At 69.6% G+C, this 17,091-nt stretch carries 20 protein-coding genes; 12 read left to right on the forward strand and 8 right to left on the reverse strand.

Annotated features, from left to right (window positions below):
* The first annotated feature begins 3 nt into the window (after positions 1-3).
* From efeO to AC1HIL_RS12215, 5 genes are all read left to right on the forward strand, one after another.
* Positions 4-840, forward strand: a complete 837-nt coding sequence (gene efeO / locus AC1HIL_RS12195) for an iron uptake system protein EfeO (RefSeq protein ID WP_082321866.1) — start codon at positions 4-6, stop codon at positions 838-840.
* Positions 841-984: 144 nt separating this feature from the next.
* Complete coding sequence (locus tag AC1HIL_RS12200) at positions 985-1,299, forward strand: FeoA family protein (RefSeq protein WP_261208616.1); 315 nt, start codon at positions 985-987, stop codon at positions 1,297-1,299.
* The gene (feoB, locus tag AC1HIL_RS12205) at positions 1,292-3,187 is read left to right on the forward strand and encodes a ferrous iron transporter B (protein ID WP_261208614.1); all 1,896 of its coding nucleotides are present in this window, start codon (positions 1,292-1,294) and stop codon (positions 3,185-3,187) included. Before AC1HIL_RS12200 ends, feoB begins: the two co-directional genes overlap by 8 nt.
* 25 nt (positions 3,188-3,212) lie before the next feature.
* Complete coding sequence (locus tag AC1HIL_RS12210) at positions 3,213-3,488, forward strand: DUF6587 family protein (protein ID WP_057590677.1); 276 nt, start codon at positions 3,213-3,215, stop codon at positions 3,486-3,488.
* A 5-nt stretch (positions 3,489-3,493) separates the two neighbouring features.
* On the forward strand, positions 3,494-4,678 hold the full coding sequence (locus tag AC1HIL_RS12215) for an FAD-dependent monooxygenase (RefSeq protein WP_479671889.1): 1,185 nt from the start codon (positions 3,494-3,496) through the stop codon (positions 4,676-4,678).
* A gap of 11 nt (positions 4,679-4,689) precedes the next feature.
* On the opposite strand, the gene AC1HIL_RS12220 is transcribed toward AC1HIL_RS12215, so the two are convergent.
* The 4 genes from AC1HIL_RS12220 to kynB all read right to left on the reverse strand — a co-directional run bounded on the left by AC1HIL_RS12220 (position 4,690) and on the right by kynB (position 8,800).
* Positions 4,690-5,940, reverse strand: a complete 1,251-nt coding sequence (locus AC1HIL_RS12220; RefSeq protein WP_057590675.1) for a hypothetical protein — start codon at positions 5,938-5,940, stop codon at positions 4,690-4,692.
* Positions 5,941-6,022: 82 nt separating this feature from the next.
* Positions 6,023-6,871, reverse strand: coding sequence for a tryptophan 2,3-dioxygenase (kynA, locus tag AC1HIL_RS12225; RefSeq protein ID WP_057590674.1), 849 nt, complete (start codon positions 6,869-6,871; stop codon positions 6,023-6,025).
* Entirely contained in the window at positions 6,868-8,148 is a 1,281-nt protein-coding gene (gene kynU, locus AC1HIL_RS12230) for a kynureninase (protein WP_479671890.1), read from the reverse strand. Before kynU ends, kynA begins: the two co-directional genes overlap by 4 nt.
* A 13-nt stretch (positions 8,149-8,161) precedes the next feature.
* On the reverse strand, positions 8,162-8,800 hold the full coding sequence (gene kynB, locus AC1HIL_RS12235) for an arylformamidase (RefSeq protein WP_057590672.1): 639 nt from the start codon (positions 8,798-8,800) through the stop codon (positions 8,162-8,164).
* Positions 8,801-9,011: 211 nt separating this feature from the next.
* Between kynB and AC1HIL_RS12240 the strand changes: the two genes are divergently transcribed.
* A complete protein-coding gene (locus tag AC1HIL_RS12240) occupies positions 9,012-9,488 on the forward strand; it encodes an Lrp/AsnC family transcriptional regulator (protein ID WP_057590671.1) in 477 nt (158 codons plus the stop codon).
* 3 nt (positions 9,489-9,491) lie between these two features.
* Here AC1HIL_RS12240 and AC1HIL_RS12245 read toward each other — a convergent pair whose 3' ends face one another.
* From AC1HIL_RS12245 to AC1HIL_RS12255, 3 genes are read right to left on the reverse strand one after another with little or no spacing between them, the layout of a single operon-like run.
* A complete protein-coding gene (locus tag AC1HIL_RS12245; RefSeq protein WP_057590670.1) occupies positions 9,492-9,809 on the reverse strand; it encodes a YkgJ family cysteine cluster protein in 318 nt (105 codons plus the stop codon).
* Between the two features lie 37 nt (positions 9,810-9,846).
* The gene (gene argF, locus AC1HIL_RS12250) at positions 9,847-10,782 is read right to left on the reverse strand and encodes an ornithine carbamoyltransferase (RefSeq protein ID WP_093348850.1); all 936 of its coding nucleotides are present in this window, start codon (positions 10,780-10,782) and stop codon (positions 9,847-9,849) included.
* Positions 10,779-11,987, reverse strand: a complete 1,209-nt coding sequence (locus AC1HIL_RS12255; RefSeq protein WP_296742779.1) for an aspartate aminotransferase family protein — start codon at positions 11,985-11,987, stop codon at positions 10,779-10,781. The genes argF and AC1HIL_RS12255 overlap by 4 nt, the downstream gene beginning before the upstream one ends.
* Before the next feature lie 170 nt (positions 11,988-12,157).
* Here AC1HIL_RS12255 and AC1HIL_RS12260 point away from each other — a divergent pair, with 170 nt between their 5' ends.
* Entirely contained in the window at positions 12,158-12,523 is a 366-nt protein-coding gene (locus AC1HIL_RS12260; protein WP_057590667.1) for a DUF3579 domain-containing protein, read from the forward strand.
* A 137-nt stretch (positions 12,524-12,660) separates the two neighbouring features.
* On the opposite strand, the gene rpsT is transcribed toward AC1HIL_RS12260, so the two are convergent.
* A complete protein-coding gene (rpsT, locus tag AC1HIL_RS12265; protein ID WP_057590666.1) occupies positions 12,661-12,975 on the reverse strand; it encodes a 30S ribosomal protein S20 in 315 nt (104 codons plus the stop codon).
* 116 nt (positions 12,976-13,091) lie between these two features.
* On the opposite strand from rpsT, the gene murJ reads away from it, so the two are divergent.
* The 5 genes from murJ to AC1HIL_RS12290 all read left to right on the forward strand — a co-directional run bounded on the left by murJ (position 13,092) and on the right by AC1HIL_RS12290 (position 17,046).
* The gene (gene murJ / locus AC1HIL_RS12270) at positions 13,092-14,645 is read left to right on the forward strand and encodes a murein biosynthesis integral membrane protein MurJ (protein ID WP_479671891.1); all 1,554 of its coding nucleotides are present in this window, start codon (positions 13,092-13,094) and stop codon (positions 14,643-14,645) included.
* Between the two features lie 88 nt (positions 14,646-14,733).
* Entirely contained in the window at positions 14,734-15,588 is an 855-nt protein-coding gene (locus tag AC1HIL_RS12275) for a SirB1 family protein (RefSeq protein WP_057590664.1), read from the forward strand.
* The gene (locus tag AC1HIL_RS12280) at positions 15,588-16,013 is read left to right on the forward strand and encodes a bleomycin resistance protein (protein WP_057590663.1); all 426 of its coding nucleotides are present in this window, start codon (positions 15,588-15,590) and stop codon (positions 16,011-16,013) included. The genes AC1HIL_RS12275 and AC1HIL_RS12280 overlap by 1 nt, the downstream gene beginning before the upstream one ends.
* Positions 16,014-16,169: 156 nt before the next feature.
* Complete coding sequence (locus tag AC1HIL_RS12285; protein WP_057590662.1) at positions 16,170-16,601, forward strand: YciI family protein; 432 nt, start codon at positions 16,170-16,172, stop codon at positions 16,599-16,601.
* A gap of 16 nt (positions 16,602-16,617) precedes the next feature.
* Positions 16,618-17,046, forward strand: a complete 429-nt coding sequence (locus AC1HIL_RS12290; protein WP_057590661.1) for a YciI family protein — start codon at positions 16,618-16,620, stop codon at positions 17,044-17,046.
* Positions 17,047-17,091: the final 45 nt, after the last annotated feature.

A 17,091-nucleotide genomic window follows, 5' to 3' on the forward strand; every position in this document is an offset into this window, starting at 1 on the left:
TCCATGACCGTGCAGTTCCGCCGTCGCTTCCTCGCCACCTTCCTCGCAGGCATCGCCGGCCTCTACGCCGCCGGCGCGCAGGCCGCCGTGTCGCCGCTCGAGCTGGTCGGCCCGATCTCCGACTACAAGATCTACGTGGCCGAGAACGTGCGCAAGCTGGCCGCGGACACCCGTGCCTTCACCGCCGCGGTGAAGGCCGGCGACATCGAGAAGGCGAAGAAGCTGTACGCGCCGACGCGCACGAGCTACGAGCGCATCGAGCCGGTGGCCGAGCTGTTCAACGACCTCGACAAGTCCATCGACTCGCGCGCCGACGACCACGAGAAGGCCGAGAAGGACCCGGCCTTCGGCGGCTTCCACCGCATCGAGTACGGCCTGTGGGTGCAGAAGAGCACGAAGGAACTGAACCCCGTGGCCGACAAGCTGCTGGCCGACGTGCTCGAGCTGCAGAAGCGCCTGGGCGCGCTGACCTTCCCGCCCGAGAAGGTGGTGGGCGGCGCCGCCGTGCTGATGGAGGAGGTCGCGGCCACCAAGATCTCGGGCGAGGAGAACCGCTACAGCCACACCGACCTGTGGGACTTCCAGTCCAACTTCGAGGGCGCCTTCAAGATCGTCGAACTGCTGCGTCCGCTGGTGGCGAAGGAGAACAAGGCCTTCTCGGACAAGGCCGACGCCAACTTCAAGGTGGTGTTCGACACGCTCGCGAAGTACCGCACGCCCGACGGCGGCTTCGAGACCTATTCGAAGCTCAGCGAGCGCGACCGCAAGCTGCTGGCCGGCCGGGTCAACACGCTGGCCGAGGACCTGTCGAAGCTGCGCGGCATGCTCGGCCTGAACTGACCCGGTTCCGCCGGGGTCGAAACGGCCCGGCGCCCGGCGCGGTCGGCGCGTTTGTGGGGTCTTGGTCAGGTTTACGCGATTGAGAATTGATAGCATCCTGGTTTTGCTAACTGGCGCTCCCGGGGTTCCGAGCGCACTCCCACCGTGCAAACCAACAACACTGCGGCTACGCAGGCCTCCGCAGGCCTGCGCCTCGATCAGCTTCCCGACCACCAGTGGGCCACCGTGCTCGACGTCGCCCGCCCCGACGGCGCGGAGGACCGCGAGCTGGTGCTGCGCCTGACCGAGATCGGCTTCGTGCCGGGCGAGTCGGTGCGCATCGTCGCCAGCGGCATGCCGGGCCGCGAGCCGATCGCGGTGCGGCTGGGCCACACCACCTTCGCGCTGCGTCGCCACGAGGCCGCGCTGATCCACGTGGCGCCGGGCGCCGAGGTGGCCGGAGGTGCGCGCCATGGTTGAAGCCGTGATCCAGGGCCCGGGCGGTTTCGCCGCCACCGGCCAGCCCAACCGCATCGCGCTGCTGGGCAATCCCAACTGCGGCAAGACCGCGCTGTTCAACCTGCTGACCGGCAGCCGCCAGAAGGTCGCCAACTACGCGGGCGTGACCGTCGAGCGCAAGGAAGGCAGCCTGCGCACGCCCGCGGGCCGCCGCGTGTTCGTGCTCGACCTGCCCGGTGCCTACAGCCTCAACGCGCTGTCGGCCGACGAGGCCGTCACGCGCGACGTCGTCACCGGCCAGAGCCAGGAAGCGCTGCCCGACCTGCTGGTCTGCGTGACCGACGCCACCAACCTGCGCCTGAACCTGCGCCTGGTGCTCGACGCCAAGAAGCTCGGCCTGCCGATGGTGGTCGCGCTCAACATGACCGACATGGCGCGCAAGCAGGGCATCGCGGTCGACACGGCGGTGCTGTCGCGCGAACTCGGCCTGCCGGTGATCGAGACCGTCGGCGTGCAGTCCGGCGGCGCGAAGGCGTTGCTGGCCGTGCTCGACACCCCGGTGGCCGCGGCCACGCCGCAGCCCTGGCAGGCGCCCGGCCTCGACGACGTGCTCGCCACCCAGCGCGAGGTGCGCCGCATCCTCGGCCTGGCGGTGAAGGAGCCCGCGAGCAGCCTGGTCACCAGTGACCGCATCGACCGCATCGTGATGCATCCGGTCTGGGGCATGCTGGTGCTCGCGGTCACCATGTTCCTGATGTTCCAGGCCGTGTTCAGCTGGGCCAACGTGCCGATGGACGCCATCAAGGCGGCCACCGAAGGCCTGGGCGAGCTGCTCAAGGCCCACATGCCCGAGGGCATGCTGCAGAGCCTGCTGGTCGACGGCGTGATCGCGGGCGTGGGCGGCGTGATCGTCTTCCTGCCGCAGATCCTGATCCTGTTCCTGTTCATCCTGGCGCTGGAGGATTCCGGCTACCTGCCGCGCGCGGCCTTCCTGCTCGACCGCGTGATGGGCACCGTGGGGCTGTCGGGCCGCTCGTTCATTCCGCTGCTGTCGAGCTTCGCCTGCGCCATCCCGGGCGTGATGGCCACGCGCACCATCAGCAACTGGCGCGACCGCATCACCACCATCATGATCGCGCCGCTGATGACCTGCTCGGCGCGGCTGCCGGTCTATGCGCTGCTGATCGCGGCCTTCATCCCGGCGCGCACCGTGGGCGGCGTGTTCAACCTGCAGGGCGTGGTGCTGTTCGCGCTCTACGTCTTCGGCATCGTCTCGGCGATGCTGGTGGCCTGGGTGATGAAGCGCTTCCGCGACAACACGCAGCGCTCCTCGCTGATGATGGAACTGCCGGCCTACCGCTGGCCCAATCCGCGCAACCTGCTGCTGGGCCTGTACGAGCGCGCATGGATCTTCATCCAGCGCGTGGGCACGATCATCCTCACGCTGACCATCCTGCTGTGGTTCCTCTCGACCTTCCCGTCGCCGCCCGAGGGCGCGACCGGACCGGCGATCCAGTACAGCCTGGCCGGCATGATCGGCCGCGGCCTCGAGCACATCTTCGCGCCCATCGGCTTCAATTGGCAGATCTCGATCGCGCTGGTGCCGGGCATGGCCGCGCGCGAAGTCGCGGTGGGCGCGCTGGGCACGGTCTACGCGCTCTCGGCCACCGGCGACGACGTGGCCGGCGCGCTCGAGCCGCTGATCGCCGGCAGCTGGTCGCTCGCGACCGCGCTGTCGCTGCTGGTCTGGTACGTGTTCGCGCCGCAATGCATCTCGACCCTGGCCACGGTCAAGCGCGAGACGGGGCAATGGAAGTACGTGTGGATCATGGCGGGCTACCTGTTCGCGCTGGCCTACATCGCGTGCTTCATCACCTACCACGTTGCGGTGGCTCTCGGGGCGGGGTAAAACCGCCTCTGAAAGGCTAGCTTCCATGGCACAAGAACTGATCGTCGGATTGATCGTCGCGAGCGCCGCGTTCTACGCGGTCTGGCGCTGGATGCCCGCGGGCTGGCGCCGCAGCGCCGCGCGCAAGGTCGCCACCGGCACGCAGCGCGCCGGCCTCGTCGATGCCGAGCGCGCCGAGCAACTGGCGGCCTCGCTCGCCAAGACCTCGGGCTGCGGCTCGTGCGACAGCTGCAACAGCTGCGGTCCCAAATCCCCCCAGGCCCCGGCTTCCTCCTCCGCTTCTTCGTCCTCCGCGCGCTGAGGCCGATGCCCGCGCACATCCTCGTCGCCGGCGGCGGCATCGGGGGGCTGGCCACCGCATTGGCGCTGGCCGGCGGTGGCCATCGCGTCGACGTGTTCGAGCAGGCCGCCGCCTTCGGCGACATCGGCGCCGGCGTGCAGCTCGGCCCCAACGTCACGCGGCGCCTGTCGCAGCTCGGCCTCGAAAGCTCCCTCGCCCGGGTCGCCGCGCAGCCCGAAGCGCTGGTGGTGCGCAGCGCCGGCAGCGGCGCCGAGATCGGCCGGCTCGCGCTCGGCGCCGCCATGCGCCAGCGCTACGGCGCCCCCTACCTCTGCATCCATCGCGCCGACCTGCATGGGCTGCTGCTCGATGCCGTGCGCGCGCGCGGCACCGGCGCGCTCGTGACCGGCGCGCAGATCGAGCGCGTGGAGCTCAGCGACGAGCTCGTGTGCGTCTCGAGCAGCGACGCGCGCGCCTGGGAGGGCGAGGCGGTGGTCGGTGCCGACGGCCTCTGGAGCGTGGCGCGGCGGCGCCTGGACGCGGCCTCGGCCGGCCAGCCGCCGCGCATCACCGGCCACACCGCGTGGCGCGCGCTCGCGCGGCAGGACGCGCTGCCGCCCGCGCTGCGCCGCGGCGGGGTCGAGGTGTGGCTCGGGCCGCAGCTGCATGCGGTGGCCTATCCGGTGCGTGCCGGCGAGTGGCTCAACGTGGTGGTCATCGCCGAATCGGCGCCGGCCGGCAATGCGCACGATTGGGACCAGGCCAGCAGCCTCGCGGCGCTGCAGGCCGCCGCGGGCCGCACGGGTGCCTCGTTGCAGGCCTTGCTCGAAGCCATGCCGGGCTGGCGCGCCTGGAGCCTCAGCGATCGCCCGCCGCTGGTCTCGGCCGCCGAGATGGCGCACGAGCGGCTGGCGCTGGTCGGCGATGCCGCGCATCCGATGGTGCCGTACCTCGCGCAGGGCGCTGGCATGGCGATCGAGGATGCGGTGGCGTTGTCGGAGGCCCTGGGCGAGGGCGGCAGCGACGCCGTGCCTGCGGCCTTCGCGCGCTACGCGGCCGCGCGCTGGCAGCGCAATGCACAGGTGCAGGCGAAGGCGCGGCGCAACGGCCAGATCTTCCATGCCAGCGGGCCGGTGCGGCTGGGCCGCGACCTCGCGATGCGCGCGCTCGGCGAGCGGCTGCTCGACCAGCCCTGGCTGTACGGCGGCTAGAACCGCGGCGGCTAGAGCCTGAACGACTGCAGGTGCTCGATGCGCTCGGCCAGCCCCTCGGGCCCGAGGTAGTGCCCCATCGAGCCGCTGCGCACCTGCATCAGCGTGCCCTCGAGCTCGGCCAGCAGCGCATCGCGGTCGACGATGAAGGCGGCCGGCACGTCGATGCCCGCGCGCGCGCAGGCCTCGGCGATCAGCCGCGCGCTCGCGGGCGCGCCGCAGGCCACGCAGGCGACCACTGCCGTCATGTTGGGCTCCGCGCCGTTGGCCAGCAGCGCGGTCGTGAGCTCGGGCGAGATTTGCCCGTCGATGTTCGCGAGCACCTCGGCCGAGACCGGTGCCCCCGCGCGCACCAGCGCCGCCGCGGCCGCATAGGCGCTGCGACTCACCGCCATGTCGGTGGCCAGCGCGCTGCCCTGCAGCGGTCCTTCGAAGCGCACGCCCGCGGCCGCGAGCTCGACCACCAGCGCCGCGTCGTCGACCGCAATCGCATGGCGCAGCGCCGTGCGCGCCACCGCGGGCTGGCGGCGCAGGCTGCCCTCGGCCAGCGGCGTGCGCCAGTCGACCACGGCGCGGCAGTAGAAGGTGACCAGCTTGTCCATCAGGTCGATGTCCAGCCCGTGGGCCTGGTGGCGATCGTCGACGTAGGCCAGCAGCGCGTGGCCCGAGTAGCAGTCGCCGGTGGGCGCGAGCGGGTCCTCGTCGAGGTGCAGCGCGGCGAAGGCGCCGAACAGGTCGCTCGCGACCACGCTCAGGCCGTCCTCGTGCAGCGCATGGGTCCAGGCCGGCGGCAGGCCCTGCTTCCAGGCCACGACCTGCCCGTGCTCCGCGCCCGGCTCGACCACCGTGTAGATGCGGTCGCAGTACTCGAAGCCGCCGAAGGGCAGGTGCGCGAGCTTGCCGCGCCAGCGCAGGCCATGGGTCTGCGCGCCTTCCTCGGCCAGTTCCTGCTCGTGCTCGATCCAGCCCTGCAGGTCGCGGTAGCCGTCGCTGCCGTCCCAGAACAGCTCCGACCAGCTGATGTTCTCGATGTTGCCGTTCATCTCGAGCGCGAGGTCGTAGTCGAGGCGCCCGCCGGCCGTGAGCCGCCACAGCGCGAGCAGCGGTTCGGGCAGCGGGCCCGCGCACATCGCCTGGATCGCCGAGATGCGGTGCGCCGGCATCGGCGGCTGCGCCTCGAAGATCACCCGCTCCGCGAACAGCACCACGCCGTGTTCGCGCAGGGTGTCGAGCTCATCGGCCGAAAACTGGATGTCGTTCATGGCGGCGCCTCCGTGGTTCCCAAAAATGTAGCGTGCTGGGCGGGAGCGGCAAGGGGTGGCACCCGGGGGTGCCGCCGAGAATCTACAGGTCGGTGCGCAGCTTCCAGATCTCGGGGAACAGCACCACGTCGAGCATCTTGCGCAGGTAGCTCACGCCGCCGGTACCGCCGGTGCCGCGCTTGAAACCGATCACGCGTTCGACGGTGGTGACATGGCGGAAGCGCCAGAGCCGGAAGGCATCCTCGATGTCGGTGAGCTTCTCGCCGAGCTGGTAGAGGTCCCAGTGCCGGTGCGGCTCGCGGTAGACCTGCAGCCAGGCCGCCTCGACGCCGTCGCTGGCCTCGTAGGGCTGGGTCCAGTCGCGCTCGAGGCGGTCGGCGGGCACCGGCAGGCCATGGCGCGCGAGCAGGCGCAGCGACTCGTCGTAGAGCGAGGGCGAGCGCCAGGCGGCTTCGACCTGGGCCAGCAGGTCGGGGCGGTGCGCATGCGGCTTGAGCATGGCGGGGTTCTTGTTGCCGAGCGCGAACTCGATGCAGCGGTACTGCGCGCTCTGGAAGCCGCTCGAGCTCGCGAGATAGGGGCGCATCGCGGTGTACTCGGGCGGGGTCATGGTCGACAGCACGGTCCAGGCGCCGACCAGCTGTTCCATGATGCGGCTCACGCGCGCCAGCATCTTGAAGGCATCGGGCAACTGCTCGCTCGCGATGCAGGCGGTGGCGGCGCGCAGCTCGTGCAGCATCAGCTTCATCCAGAGCTCGCTGGTCTGGTGCTGCACGATGAACAGCATCTCGTCGTGCGCGGGCGAGAGCGGATGCTGGGCGTTGAGGATCTCGTCGAGGTGCAGGTAGTCGCCGTAGCTCATCGACGCGCTGAAATCCAGCTGCGCCTTCTCTTCGTGGACGATCTCTTCGGGGCGCTTCTCGGTGCTCATGTCACTGCGTTCTTGCGGTTGAATTCGGGGCGTCGCCACTCTCCGGTCTCGAGCACCTGCACCAGCTGTTCGACGGAGTTCCAGACGTCCTCGAAGCCGAGGTACAGCGGCGTGAAGCCGAAGCGCAGGATGTCGGGCATCTGCGCGTCGCCGGCGCGGAAGTCGCCGATCACGTTGCGTGCGATCAGCGCCTGCACGATCGCATAGGCGCCTTCGTCGCGACTGAGGCACACCTGCGAGCCGCGGCGCGCATGCTCGCGCGGCGTGACCAGCGACAGGCCGTGGCCCGCGCAGCGCTCCTCGACCAGCGCGATGAACAGGTCGGTGAGCGCGAGCGACTTGGCGCGCAGCGCGCCCATGCCGCCGCGTTCGCCGTCGAAGGGTTCGGCCGCGAGCACGGTGTCGAGGCCGCATTCGAGCGCCGACAGCGAGACGATCGGCTGCGTGCCGCAGAGGTAGCGCGCCACGCCCGGCGCGGGCCGGTAGTGCGGCGTGAACTCGAACGGCGCCGCATGGCCCCACCAGCCCGACAGCGGCTGCTCGAAGCGATCGGCATGGCGCGTGTGCACCCACGCGAAGGCCGGCGCGCCGGGGCCGCCGTTGAGGTACTTGTAGCCGCAGCCGATGGCGTAGTCGGCCTCGGCCTCGTTGAGCGCCACCGGCACCGCGCCCGCGCTGTGGGCCAGGTCCCAGACCGCGAGCGCGCCGGCCTCGTGCGCGGCGGCGGTGATGGCCTTCATGTCGTGCATGGCGCCGGTGCGGTAGTTGACGTGCGTGAGCATCAGCACCGCGACCTCGTCGGTCAGTGCGCCGGGCAGCTCGTCGGCCTCGATCAGCTTGAGCGTGAAGCCGCGCTCGCGGCACAGCGACTCGGCGATGTAGAGGTCGGTCGGGAAGTTGCTGCGCTCGCTCACCACCAGCTTGCGGCCGCTGTCCTTCTGCTGCGAGAGCGCGGCGAACAGCACCTTGTAGAGGTTGACCGAGGTGCTGTCGGTGCACACGACTTCGCCGGGCGCGGCGCCGACCAGGCGCGCTACCTTGTCGCCCAGGCGCTGCGGCAGGTCGAACCAGCTCGCGGTGTTCCAGGAGCGGATCAGGCCTTCGCCCCATTCCTTGGCCACCACTTCGGCGATGCGCGCGGGCGCGGCCTTGGGCAGCACGCCGAGCGAGTTGCCGTCGAGGTAGATCACGCCGTCGGGCAGCGTGAACTGGTCGCGCAGGGCGCGCAGCGGGTCTTGCGCGTCGAGCGCGCGGCAGTCTTCGAGGGTGGTCTTCATGGGTCTTGGCGGATCAGAGTTCGCGCAGCACGGCGCGAACGGGGGAGGCATCGGCGCTCACCAGCCTGAGCGGCAGCGCGATGAGTTCGTAGTCGCCCTCGGGCACCTCGTCGAGCACGAGGTTCTCGAGCACGCGCAGGCCGCGGCGGCGGATCGCCTGGTGGCTGTCGAGCGTCTTGCTGTCGGCCGGGTCGATGCTCGCGGTGTCGATGCCGATGAGCTTCACGCCCATGGCCGCGAGGCGCTCGACCGTGGAGGGCGCGTAGGCGGCGAGCTGGCCGTCCCAGCGATCGACCGGCATCGCGGCATAGGTGCGCACCAGCACCCGCGGCGGCAGCTGGCTCGTGATCGCGTGGGCGATGTGGGCCCATTCGACCAGCGGGCCGCGGCCGATGGCGTGGATCACGCGGCAGGGGCCGATGAAGGCGTCGAGCGAGACGTCGCCGATGGTGGCGCCCTCGGGGTCGTAGTGCAGCGGCGCATCGGCGTGCGAGCCCACGTGCGGCGACATCGTGATCGCGCTCACGTTGACCGGACAGCCCGGCCCGATGGTGGCGCACCACTGTTGCGTATAGGGCGTGTCGCCCGGAAACACCGGGCTGCCCGCGTGCACGGGGGCGGAGATGTCCCAGAGTCGTCGTGGTGCGGTCATGGTGGCTGAATCGGTGTCACGAAGGGTGGGGTTCGGGTGGCAACAATGCCGGTGGGCCGAGGCAGCCAGTGTGGGCCGGATGCCGGCTTGCCACAAGCCGTTGCGCGGAGCCGGATGCTATTCGCAAGAGCTGCTTGAAGTCGAGAAGTTATCCATAGGTTCGAATGAAATTGGATAATCCATTCTCAAACGACCGAATCTGGAAAAAATCATGCAAGCTGACCTCGATCGCACCGACCTCCAGCTGCTGCGCGCGCTGCAGGACAACGCCCGCCTGACCTCGGGCGAGCTCGCGCAGATGGCGCACCTGTCGCAGTCGCCGTGCTGGCGGCGCGTGAAGAAGCTCGAGGACGACGGCGTGATCGGCGGCTACCACGCGGGCCTGAACCGGCGCGCGCTGGGCTTCGGCGTGATGGCCTTCGTGATGGTGGGCATCGACCACCAGACCGAGATCTCGTCGCGCGCCTTCGAGGACGCGGTCTGCGCCATTCCCGAGGTCGTGATGTTCCACGGCATCTCGGGGCCCGAGGACTTCATGCTGGTGGTGGTGGCGAAGGACCTCGACGCCTATTCGGAGCTGCTGCAGCGCAAGCTGCACCGCCTGCCGGGCGTGCGCCACGTGCAGACCTATTTCTCGCTGCAGGAATTCAAGGGCCGCGTGGGCGGCCTGCCGGTGCCGGCGGCCTGACGCTCAGTGCAGGGTGTCGGGCAGCGCGCCGAGCCCGTGGCGCAGCCGCGCGCGCTGGCAGGCGTCGCTGCCGGCCTGCAGCTCGTGGCAGGGATTGGGCCGCCACTCGTAGATGCCGCAGGCCACCGACTGGCCGATCCTGCCGGTGAGGGCCGCGCAGCGCGCGGGCGTGTGATCGGTGCCGCGCATGCGGCACAGCGTGTCGTTGACCTCGACGGCCAGGCCCGAAGGCACCCGGCCGCCGTTGTCGTCGAGCTCGTGCACGCTGAAGTCGACGCGGTAGCTGGCGCAGCAGGCGCCGCATTGCTGGCAGGCGTTCATGGCGGGCCGGTGCTGCCGAAGCGGAAGAAGAGGGCGCTCAGAGCCTGCCGAGCAGCAGGAACTCCATCAGCGCCTTCTGCGCATGCAGGCGGTTCTCGGCCTCGTCCCAGACCACCGACTGCGGGCCGTCGATGACCTCGGCCTGCACTTCCTCGCCGCGGTGCGCGGGCAGGCAGTGCATGAACAGCGCGTCGGGCTGGGCCACGCGCATCATCTCCTCGTCCACGCACCAGTCGGCGAAGGCCTTGCGGCGCGCCTCGTTCTCGGCCTCGTAGCCCATGCTGGTCCAGACGTCGGTGGTCACGAGGTCGGCGCCGCGGCAGGCTTCCATCGGGTCCTTGTAGACCTTGTAGCTGTCGCCCGAGCGGATGCCGGCGATCGACTGGTCGACCTCGTAGCCGCTGGGCGTGCTCACGTGCACGGTGAAGCCGAGGATCTCGGCCGCCTGCAGCCAGGTGTTGGCCATGTTGTTGCCGTCGCCCACCCAGGCCACCGTCTTGCCCTGGATCGAGCCGCGGTGCTCGATGTAGGTGAAGATGTCCGCGAGGATCTGGCAGGGATGGAACTCGTTGGTCAGGCCGTTGATGACCGGCACGCGCGAATGCGCGGCGAAGGCATCGATCTTGGTCTGCTCGTAGGTGCGGATCATCACCAGGTCGACCATGCGGCTGATGACCTTGGCGCTGTCCTCGATCGGCTCGGCGCGGCCGAGCTGGCTGTCGCCCGTGGTCAGGTGCACCACGCTGCCGCCGAGCTGGTACATGCCGGCCTCGAAGCTCACGCGGGTGCGCGTGCTGGCCTTCTCGAAGATCATGGCCAGCGTGCGGTCGGTCAGCGGCTGGTGCTTCTCGTAGGTCTTGAACTTCTTCTTGATGACCGCCATGCGGTCGAACAGGTAGGCGTACTCGTCGGCCGAGAAGTCCGAGAACTGCAGGTAGTGGCGGATGGCTGGCGTCGCGCTGGCACTCGTCATTTGGGGGCGGGCTCCGAGAGGAAGGTCTTCACGATCGGCGCGAGGATGGCGACGATCTCGTCGGCCTCGGCGATGCTCAGGATCAGCGGCGGCACCAGGCGGATCACGCTGTCGGCGGTCACGCTCAGCAGCAGGCCGGCGTCGCAGGCGCGGTTGAGGATCGCGCCGCAGGGACGGTCGAGCTCGATGCCCAGCATCAGGCCCTGGCCGCGCACTTCCTTCACGCCGGGCAGGCCGCCGAGTTCGCGCTCGAGCGCGGCCTTCAGGTGGGCGCCGACGTTGGCGGCGTTCTCGAGCAGCTTCTGCTCTTCCATGATGCGGATGGTCTCGATGCCGGCGCGCATGGCGAGCGGGTTGCCGCCGAAGGTGGTGCCGTGGTTGCCGGGGCCGAAGATGTGGGCGGCCTTGGGGCCGGCCACCACGGCGCCGATCGGCACGCCCGAGCCCAGGCCCTTGGCCAGCGGCATGACGTCGGGCTTGATGCCGGCCCACTGGTGGGCGAACCACTTGCCGGTGCGGCCCATGCCGCACTGCACCTCGTCGATCATCATCAGCCAGTCGCGCTCGTCGCACAGCGCGCGTACCTGCTTCAGGTACTCGATGCGCATCGGGTGGATGCCGCCTTCGCCCTGGATGGTCTCGAAGAACACGGCGACCACGTTGGGGTTGCCCTCGGTGGCCTTCTTCAGGGCCTCGATGTCGTTGAGCGGCACGCGGATGAAGCCCTCGACCAGCGGGCCGAAGCCCTTCTGCACCTTGGGATTGCCGGTGGCCGACAGGGTGGCGATGCTGCGGCCGTGGAAGGCGGCTTCATAGACCACGATCTCGGGGCGCTCGATGCCCTTGTCGTGGCCGAACTTGCGCGCCAGCTTGAGGGCGGCTTCGTTGGCTTCGAGGCCGGTGCAGCAGAAGAAGGCGTTGGTCAGGCCCGAGATCTCGGTCAGCTTGGTGGCGAGCTTCTCCTGGCCGGTCACGTGGTAGTAGTTGGAGCTGTGGATCAGCTTGCTGACCTGGTCCTGCAGCGCGGGCACCAGCTCGGGATGGTTGTGGCCCAGCGTGTTGACGGCGATGCCGCCGAGGCCGTCGAGGTAGGCGCGGCCGTTCGTGTCCCAGACTCGGCAACCCTGACCGTGCGACAGCGCGATCGGAAGGCGGCCGTAGGTGTTCATGACGTGGGGCGAGGTGGGCTCGACGGTAGCGCTCATTCGGTTCTCCAGTAAGGGAAGGCGGATTCTAGGCGGCGAGTTTGACGCTGGCGTTGAGGATTCCGCATCACAGCAATGCCCTGCGCCCGGTGGGAAGGGGGAGGGCGCGGATAGAATCCTTGTTGCACCGCAACAGCTCGCTACGGCGTGCGGTCGCCTCTTCCCAAACGATGATTTCCCCCACCGCCACCGAGATCTTCATCCAAGGCATCACGCACGACGGCCGCACCTTTCGCCCGAGCGACTGGGCCGAGCGGCTGGCCGGCGTGATGTGTTCCTTCCGGCCCGGCGGGGCCTATCCGGGCAGCCACCTGAGCTACTCGCCGTGGTGCGTGCCGACCACCATCAATGGCGTGAAATGCGTGGTGGTGAACAGCGCGCTGCGCGAGGCCGAACCCATGGCCTGGGACTTCTGCGTGAACTTCGCGCGCGACAACGACCTGCAGGTGGCCGAGGCCTGCCTGGTGCCCGATCCGGATCACCAGCACAAGGACGGGCTCCAGCGGACCCCGCCGACGCCGGTCAAGAAGCCCTGAGCGGTCGACCGCTTTCCTTTTTCGACAAACCGTTCGCCCATGAAAAAACCGCCCGAAGGCGGTTTTTCACTTTGCTGCAGCGCACCCCGATCAAACGGCGGACCGGCGCGAACCGGTCCGGGCTTGCCTGACAGGTGTCAGGCGGCGGCCTTTTCAGGCGCGAGGGCCAGGGCCTTGACCTTGGCCGACAGGCGGCTCTTGTCGCGAGCGGCCTTGTTCTTGTGGAAGATGCCCTTGTCGGCGACCGTGTCGACGATGCTCTGGGCCTTGGCGAACAGCTCGGTCGCCTTGGTCTTGTCGCCGGCCAGAACAGCCTTTTCGACGTTCTTGACGGCGGTGCGGTACTTCGAGCGCAGCGAGGTGTTCGCTGCGTTCAGCTTGGTGTCCTGGCGGACGCGCTTGCGGCCCGACGCCAGGCGCGGGTTCTTCTTCTTGGGCTTGGTAGATGCCATGGTAGTGTTCTCTCAGTGTCTGAGGATGATGCAGCAAAGCCCTCCATTATAGGCCGGGCGACGAAATCTGGCCAGAACCGCCATTTCACGGGCTTTGCGGGGCCTACACTCCCCCCGTGTCGCTGCTCAAATCCGCCTCCACCGTCTCCCTGCTGACCCTCGCCTCGCGCATCACCGGCCTCGTGCGCGACGTGCTGTTCGCCTCGGTGTTCGGCGTCAGCGCGCTGACCGACGCCTTCAACGTCGCCTTCCGCATTCCGAACCTGTTTCGCCGGGTTTTCGGCGAGGGCGCGTTCAGCCAGGCCTTCGTGCCGGTGCTGGCGGCTACCCGCACCGAGCGGGGCGATGCCGGCGCCAGGGAACTGGTCGACCATGTCGCCACGCTGCTGACCTGGATGCTGGTGCTGGTGTGCGTGGCCGGCGTGGTCGGCGCGCCGTGGCTGGTCTGGGCCATGGCCAGCGGTCTCGCGGGCTTCGACGCCGCGGTCGTCATGACGCGCTGGATGTTCCCCTACATCGGCTTCATGTCGCTGGTGGCGCTGGCGGGCGGCATCCTCAATACGTGGCGCAGGTTCGCGGTGCCGGCGGCCTCGCCGGTGCTGCTCAACATCGCGCTGATCCTCTCGATCCTGCTCGGCGCGCCGCTGTTCCGGCGCTGGGGCATCGAGCCGATCTATGCCCAGTGCGTGGGCGTGATGGTGGGCGGCGTGCTGCAGCTCGGGCTGCAGTTGCCCGCGCTGCGCAAGCTGGGGCTGCTGCCGCGCATCGGCGCGAGCTTCAAGGCGCTGCGCACCGCCTGGGCCGACCCCGACACGCGCAAGATCGCGCGCCTCATGCTGCCCGCGCTGCTCGGCGTGAGCGTGGCGCAGATCTCGCTGCTGATCAACACGCAGATCGCCTCGCACCTGGCCACCGGCAGCGTGACCTGGGTCACCAATGCCGACCGGCTGATGGAGTTCCCCACCGCCATGCTGGGCGTGGCGCTGGGCGTGGTGCTGATGCCGCAGCTGGCCGGCGCGCGCGCGGCCAAGGACGATGCGCGCTATTCGTCGCTGCTCGACTGGGGCCTGCGCCTGGTGCTGCTGCTCGCGGCGCCGTGCGCGGTGGCGCTGCTGCTGTTCTCGCAGCCGCTGGTGGCGGTGCTGTTCCACAACGGTGCCTATGGCGGCGAGGACGTGCGCCGCACCACCGTCGCGCTGATGGGCTACGGCGTCGGGCTGGTCGGCATCGTGGCGATCAAGGTGCTCGCGCCGGGCTACTACGCCAAGCACGACACCCGCACGCCGATGCTGATCGCGGTCGGCGTGCTGATCCTGACCCAGGTGCTCAACCTGTTCCTGGTGCCGGTGCTGCAGCACGCGGCGCTGACCCTGACCATCGGCATCGGCGCGCTGGTCAACGCGAGCTGGCTGCTGGTCGGCCTGATCCGCCGCGGCAGCTACAAGCCCGAGCCCGGCTGGGGCCGCTTCGCGCTGCAGGTGCTCGCGGGCTCGCTGGTGCTGGCCGCGCTGCTGGCCTGGGCCTCGGGGCATTTCGACTGGATCGGCCTGCGCGAGCAGCGCTTCTGGCGCATCGGCCTGCTCGCGATGCTGGTGACCGGCGCCGCGCTGCTCTATTTCGCGGTGCTGGCCGCCGCCGGCGTGCGGCTGCGCAGCTTCATGCGGCGCTGAGCCTCCGACGATCGGCACCGCCGGATGCCTTGGCAATCCGCATGTCCCCCGCCTTGACGCTGCCGGCCCCGCTCCTCTACAAAGCCACATGACGACGTTCAGCTTCCAGGTCCCCACCGCACTCGAGTATTTCGAGTCGCTCGTGCAGAGCGACGACCAGTTCCCGCTGCTCGAGGCCGCCGCCAGCATCGCGCAGGACGAATACCCCGACCTCGACGTCCAGCAGGTGCTCGGCGATGTCGACCAGCTGCTGGCCCGCCTCAAGCGCCGCCTGCCGTCCGACGCCGCACCGCTCGCGCGGCTGCGCGCGCTCAACCAGTTCTTCTTCAACGACCTGAACTTCGGCGGCAACGTCAACGACTACTACGACCCCGACAACAGCTACCTCAACGCGGTGCTGCGCACGCGCCGCGGCATCCCGATCTCGCTCGCGGTGCTGTGGATGGAGCTGGCGCAGGGCCTGGGGCTGCAGGCGCGCGGCATCGGCTTCCCGGGCCACTTCATGCTCAAGGTGACGCTGCCCAAGGGGCAGGTGGTGATCGATCCCTTCACCGGCAAGTCGCTCTCGCGCGAGGAACTCAGCGAGCGGCTCGAGCCCTACAAGCGCGGCAACGGCCTGGTCGGCGAATTCGACGTGCCGCTGGGCCTGTACCTGCAGCCCGCGAGCTCGCGCGAGATCATCGGCCGCATGCTGCGCAACCTCAAGGAAGTACACCGCGCGCAGGAGGACTGGCAGCGGCTGATCGCCGTGCTCGACCGCATCATCGCGCTGCTGCCCGAGGCCTGGGGCGAGTACCGCGACCGCGGCATCGCCCATGCCGAGCAGGGCAGCACGGCCGCCGCGGTGCGCGACCTCGAGGCCTACCTGGCCCATGCCGAGGACGCGCTCGACATCGACGCCATCGCGGAGCGCGTGGCCGCGCTGCGGCGCGCCGCCAGCTGATGGCCACCCGGGCGGGCCCCACCGGCGCGCCCGCCCTCGGCGCCGTGCACGGCTTCCATGGCATGGAGCCGGTGCTGCCGGTGGCCGATGTCGGCCGCGCCGCGCGCTGGTTCTGCGAGGTGCTGGGCTTCGAGCTCGACTTCATCGCGGGCGAGCCGCCGAGCTACGGCCGCGTCAGGCAGCTGCCGGCCGGCGCCGGCCAGCCGATCTACCTGCGCCTGTGGCAGACCGGCGCGCGCGAGCCGCGTCCCTGGCGCGGCGAGTTCGTGATCCAGGTCGGCCACGACATCGACGGCCTGCATGCGGCCTACCTGAAGCGCGGCGTCACGGTCATCGAGGCGCCGGTGTCGCAGCCCTGGGGCACGCGCGAGTTCGCGATCCGCGAGCCCGACGGGCATGTGCTGCGCTTCTGCGGCCGCCCGTAGCGCCGGGCTCGCTGAAATTGAAACGCTTTTTTACAACTGGGCCGGTCGATTCCTGTCGATCCGGCCGGCCGTCGCTCGACGTGTCAACAGGAGCAGGCAGATTCGAGACTTCGACGCCGTTCCCGATTTACTTCCAACCCCTCTAGGAGCAACGACATGCGATTCATGATTCTGGTCAAGGCCAATGCGGATTCCGAAGCCGGCGTGATGCCCAGCACCGAGATCCTCACCGCGATGGGCAAGTACAACGAGGAACTGGTGAAGGCCGGCGTGCTGCTGGCGGGCGAGGGCCTCCATCCCAGCTCGAAGGGCGTGCGCGTGCGCTGCGAGGGCCCGACCAAGCGCACCGTCATCGACGGCCCTTTCGCCGAAACCAAGGAGTTGCTGGCCGGCTTCTGGCTGTTCCAGGTGAAGTCGAAGGAAGAGGCCATCGAGTGGATCAGGCGCAGCCCGTTCCAGGAAGGCGAGATCGAGATCCGCCAGGTCTTCGAGGCCGCCGACTTCGGCGATTCGATGACGCCCGAGCTGCTCGCGCAGGAAGACCGCCTGCGCGCCGAGACCGAGGCCCGCACCAAGCCCGGCCACTGAATCCAGGAGAACCGCCATGCGATTCATGCTGCTGATGATCCCCCACGGCTACGAGAACGCCGCGCCCGGCACCATCCCCGACGACGTCGACGCGGTGTCGGCCATGATGGCCTACAACGCATCGATGCAGGAGGCGGGCATCCTGATCAGTTGCGACGGCCTGCATCCACCCTCGATGGGCGCGCGCGTGAGCTTCCCGGGCCGCAAGCCCACGGTGGTCGACGGCCCCTTCGCCGAGGCCAAGGAAGTGCTCGGCGGCTTCTGGATCATCGACGTGCCCTCGCGCGCCGCCGCCATCGAATGGGCCACGCGCTGCCCCGGCGGCGAGAACGAGGTCATCGAGGTGCGCCAGATCCAGGAGGTCGAGGACTATCCGGCCGAGGTGCAGGCGCTGACCGCCGAGGCCTTCCCCTCGATGCAGACCCTCAAGAAGCCCGCGAACTGAGCCGGTGAGCCACGACCCGCGCACCGCCGCGATCCATCGCACCGT

The organism is Variovorax sp. ISS6 (assembly GCF_056523145.1).

Bases quoted from the DNA above. Each gene is read 5' to 3' on its own strand.
- efeO (WP_082321866.1), top strand. From the start codon at position 4: ATGACCGTGCAGTTCCGCCGTCGCTTCCTCGCCACCTTCCTCGCAGGC.
- feoB (WP_261208614.1), top strand. From the start codon at position 1,292: ATGGTTGAAGCCGTGATCCAGGGCCCGGGCGGTTTCGCCGCCACCGGC.
- AC1HIL_RS12210 (WP_057590677.1), top strand. From the start codon at position 3,213: ATGGCACAAGAACTGATCGTCGGATTGATCGTCGCGAGCGCCGCGTTC.
- AC1HIL_RS12215 (WP_479671889.1), top strand. From the start codon at position 3,494: ATGCCCGCGCACATCCTCGTCGCCGGCGGCGGCATCGGGGGGCTGGCC.
- AC1HIL_RS12220 (WP_057590675.1), bottom strand. From the start codon at position 5,940: ATGAACGACATCCAGTTTTCGGCCGATGAGCTCGACACCCTGCGCGAA.
- kynA (WP_057590674.1), bottom strand. From the start codon at position 6,871: ATGAGCACCGAGAAGCGCCCCGAAGAGATCGTCCACGAAGAGAAGGCG.
- kynU (WP_479671890.1), bottom strand. From the start codon at position 8,148: ATGAAGACCACCCTCGAAGACTGCCGCGCGCTCGACGCGCAAGACCCG.
- kynB (WP_057590672.1), bottom strand. From the start codon at position 8,800: ATGACCGCACCACGACGACTCTGGGACATCTCCGCCCCCGTGCACGCG.
- AC1HIL_RS12240 (WP_057590671.1), top strand. From the start codon at position 9,012: ATGCAAGCTGACCTCGATCGCACCGACCTCCAGCTGCTGCGCGCGCTG.
- AC1HIL_RS12245 (WP_057590670.1), bottom strand. From the start codon at position 9,809: ATGAACGCCTGCCAGCAATGCGGCGCCTGCTGCGCCAGCTACCGCGTC.
- argF (WP_093348850.1), bottom strand. From the start codon at position 10,782: ATGACGAGTGCCAGCGCGACGCCAGCCATCCGCCACTACCTGCAGTTC.
- AC1HIL_RS12255 (WP_296742779.1), bottom strand. From the start codon at position 11,987: ATGAGCGCTACCGTCGAGCCCACCTCGCCCCACGTCATGAACACCTAC.
- AC1HIL_RS12260 (WP_057590667.1), top strand. From the start codon at position 12,158: ATGATTTCCCCCACCGCCACCGAGATCTTCATCCAAGGCATCACGCAC.
- rpsT (WP_057590666.1), bottom strand. From the start codon at position 12,975: ATGGCATCTACCAAGCCCAAGAAGAAGAACCCGCGCCTGGCGTCGGGC.
- AC1HIL_RS12275 (WP_057590664.1), top strand. From the start codon at position 14,734: ATGACGACGTTCAGCTTCCAGGTCCCCACCGCACTCGAGTATTTCGAG.
- AC1HIL_RS12280 (WP_057590663.1), top strand. From the start codon at position 15,588: ATGGCCACCCGGGCGGGCCCCACCGGCGCGCCCGCCCTCGGCGCCGTG.
- AC1HIL_RS12285 (WP_057590662.1), top strand. From the start codon at position 16,170: ATGCGATTCATGATTCTGGTCAAGGCCAATGCGGATTCCGAAGCCGGC.
- AC1HIL_RS12290 (WP_057590661.1), top strand. From the start codon at position 16,618: ATGCGATTCATGCTGCTGATGATCCCCCACGGCTACGAGAACGCCGCG.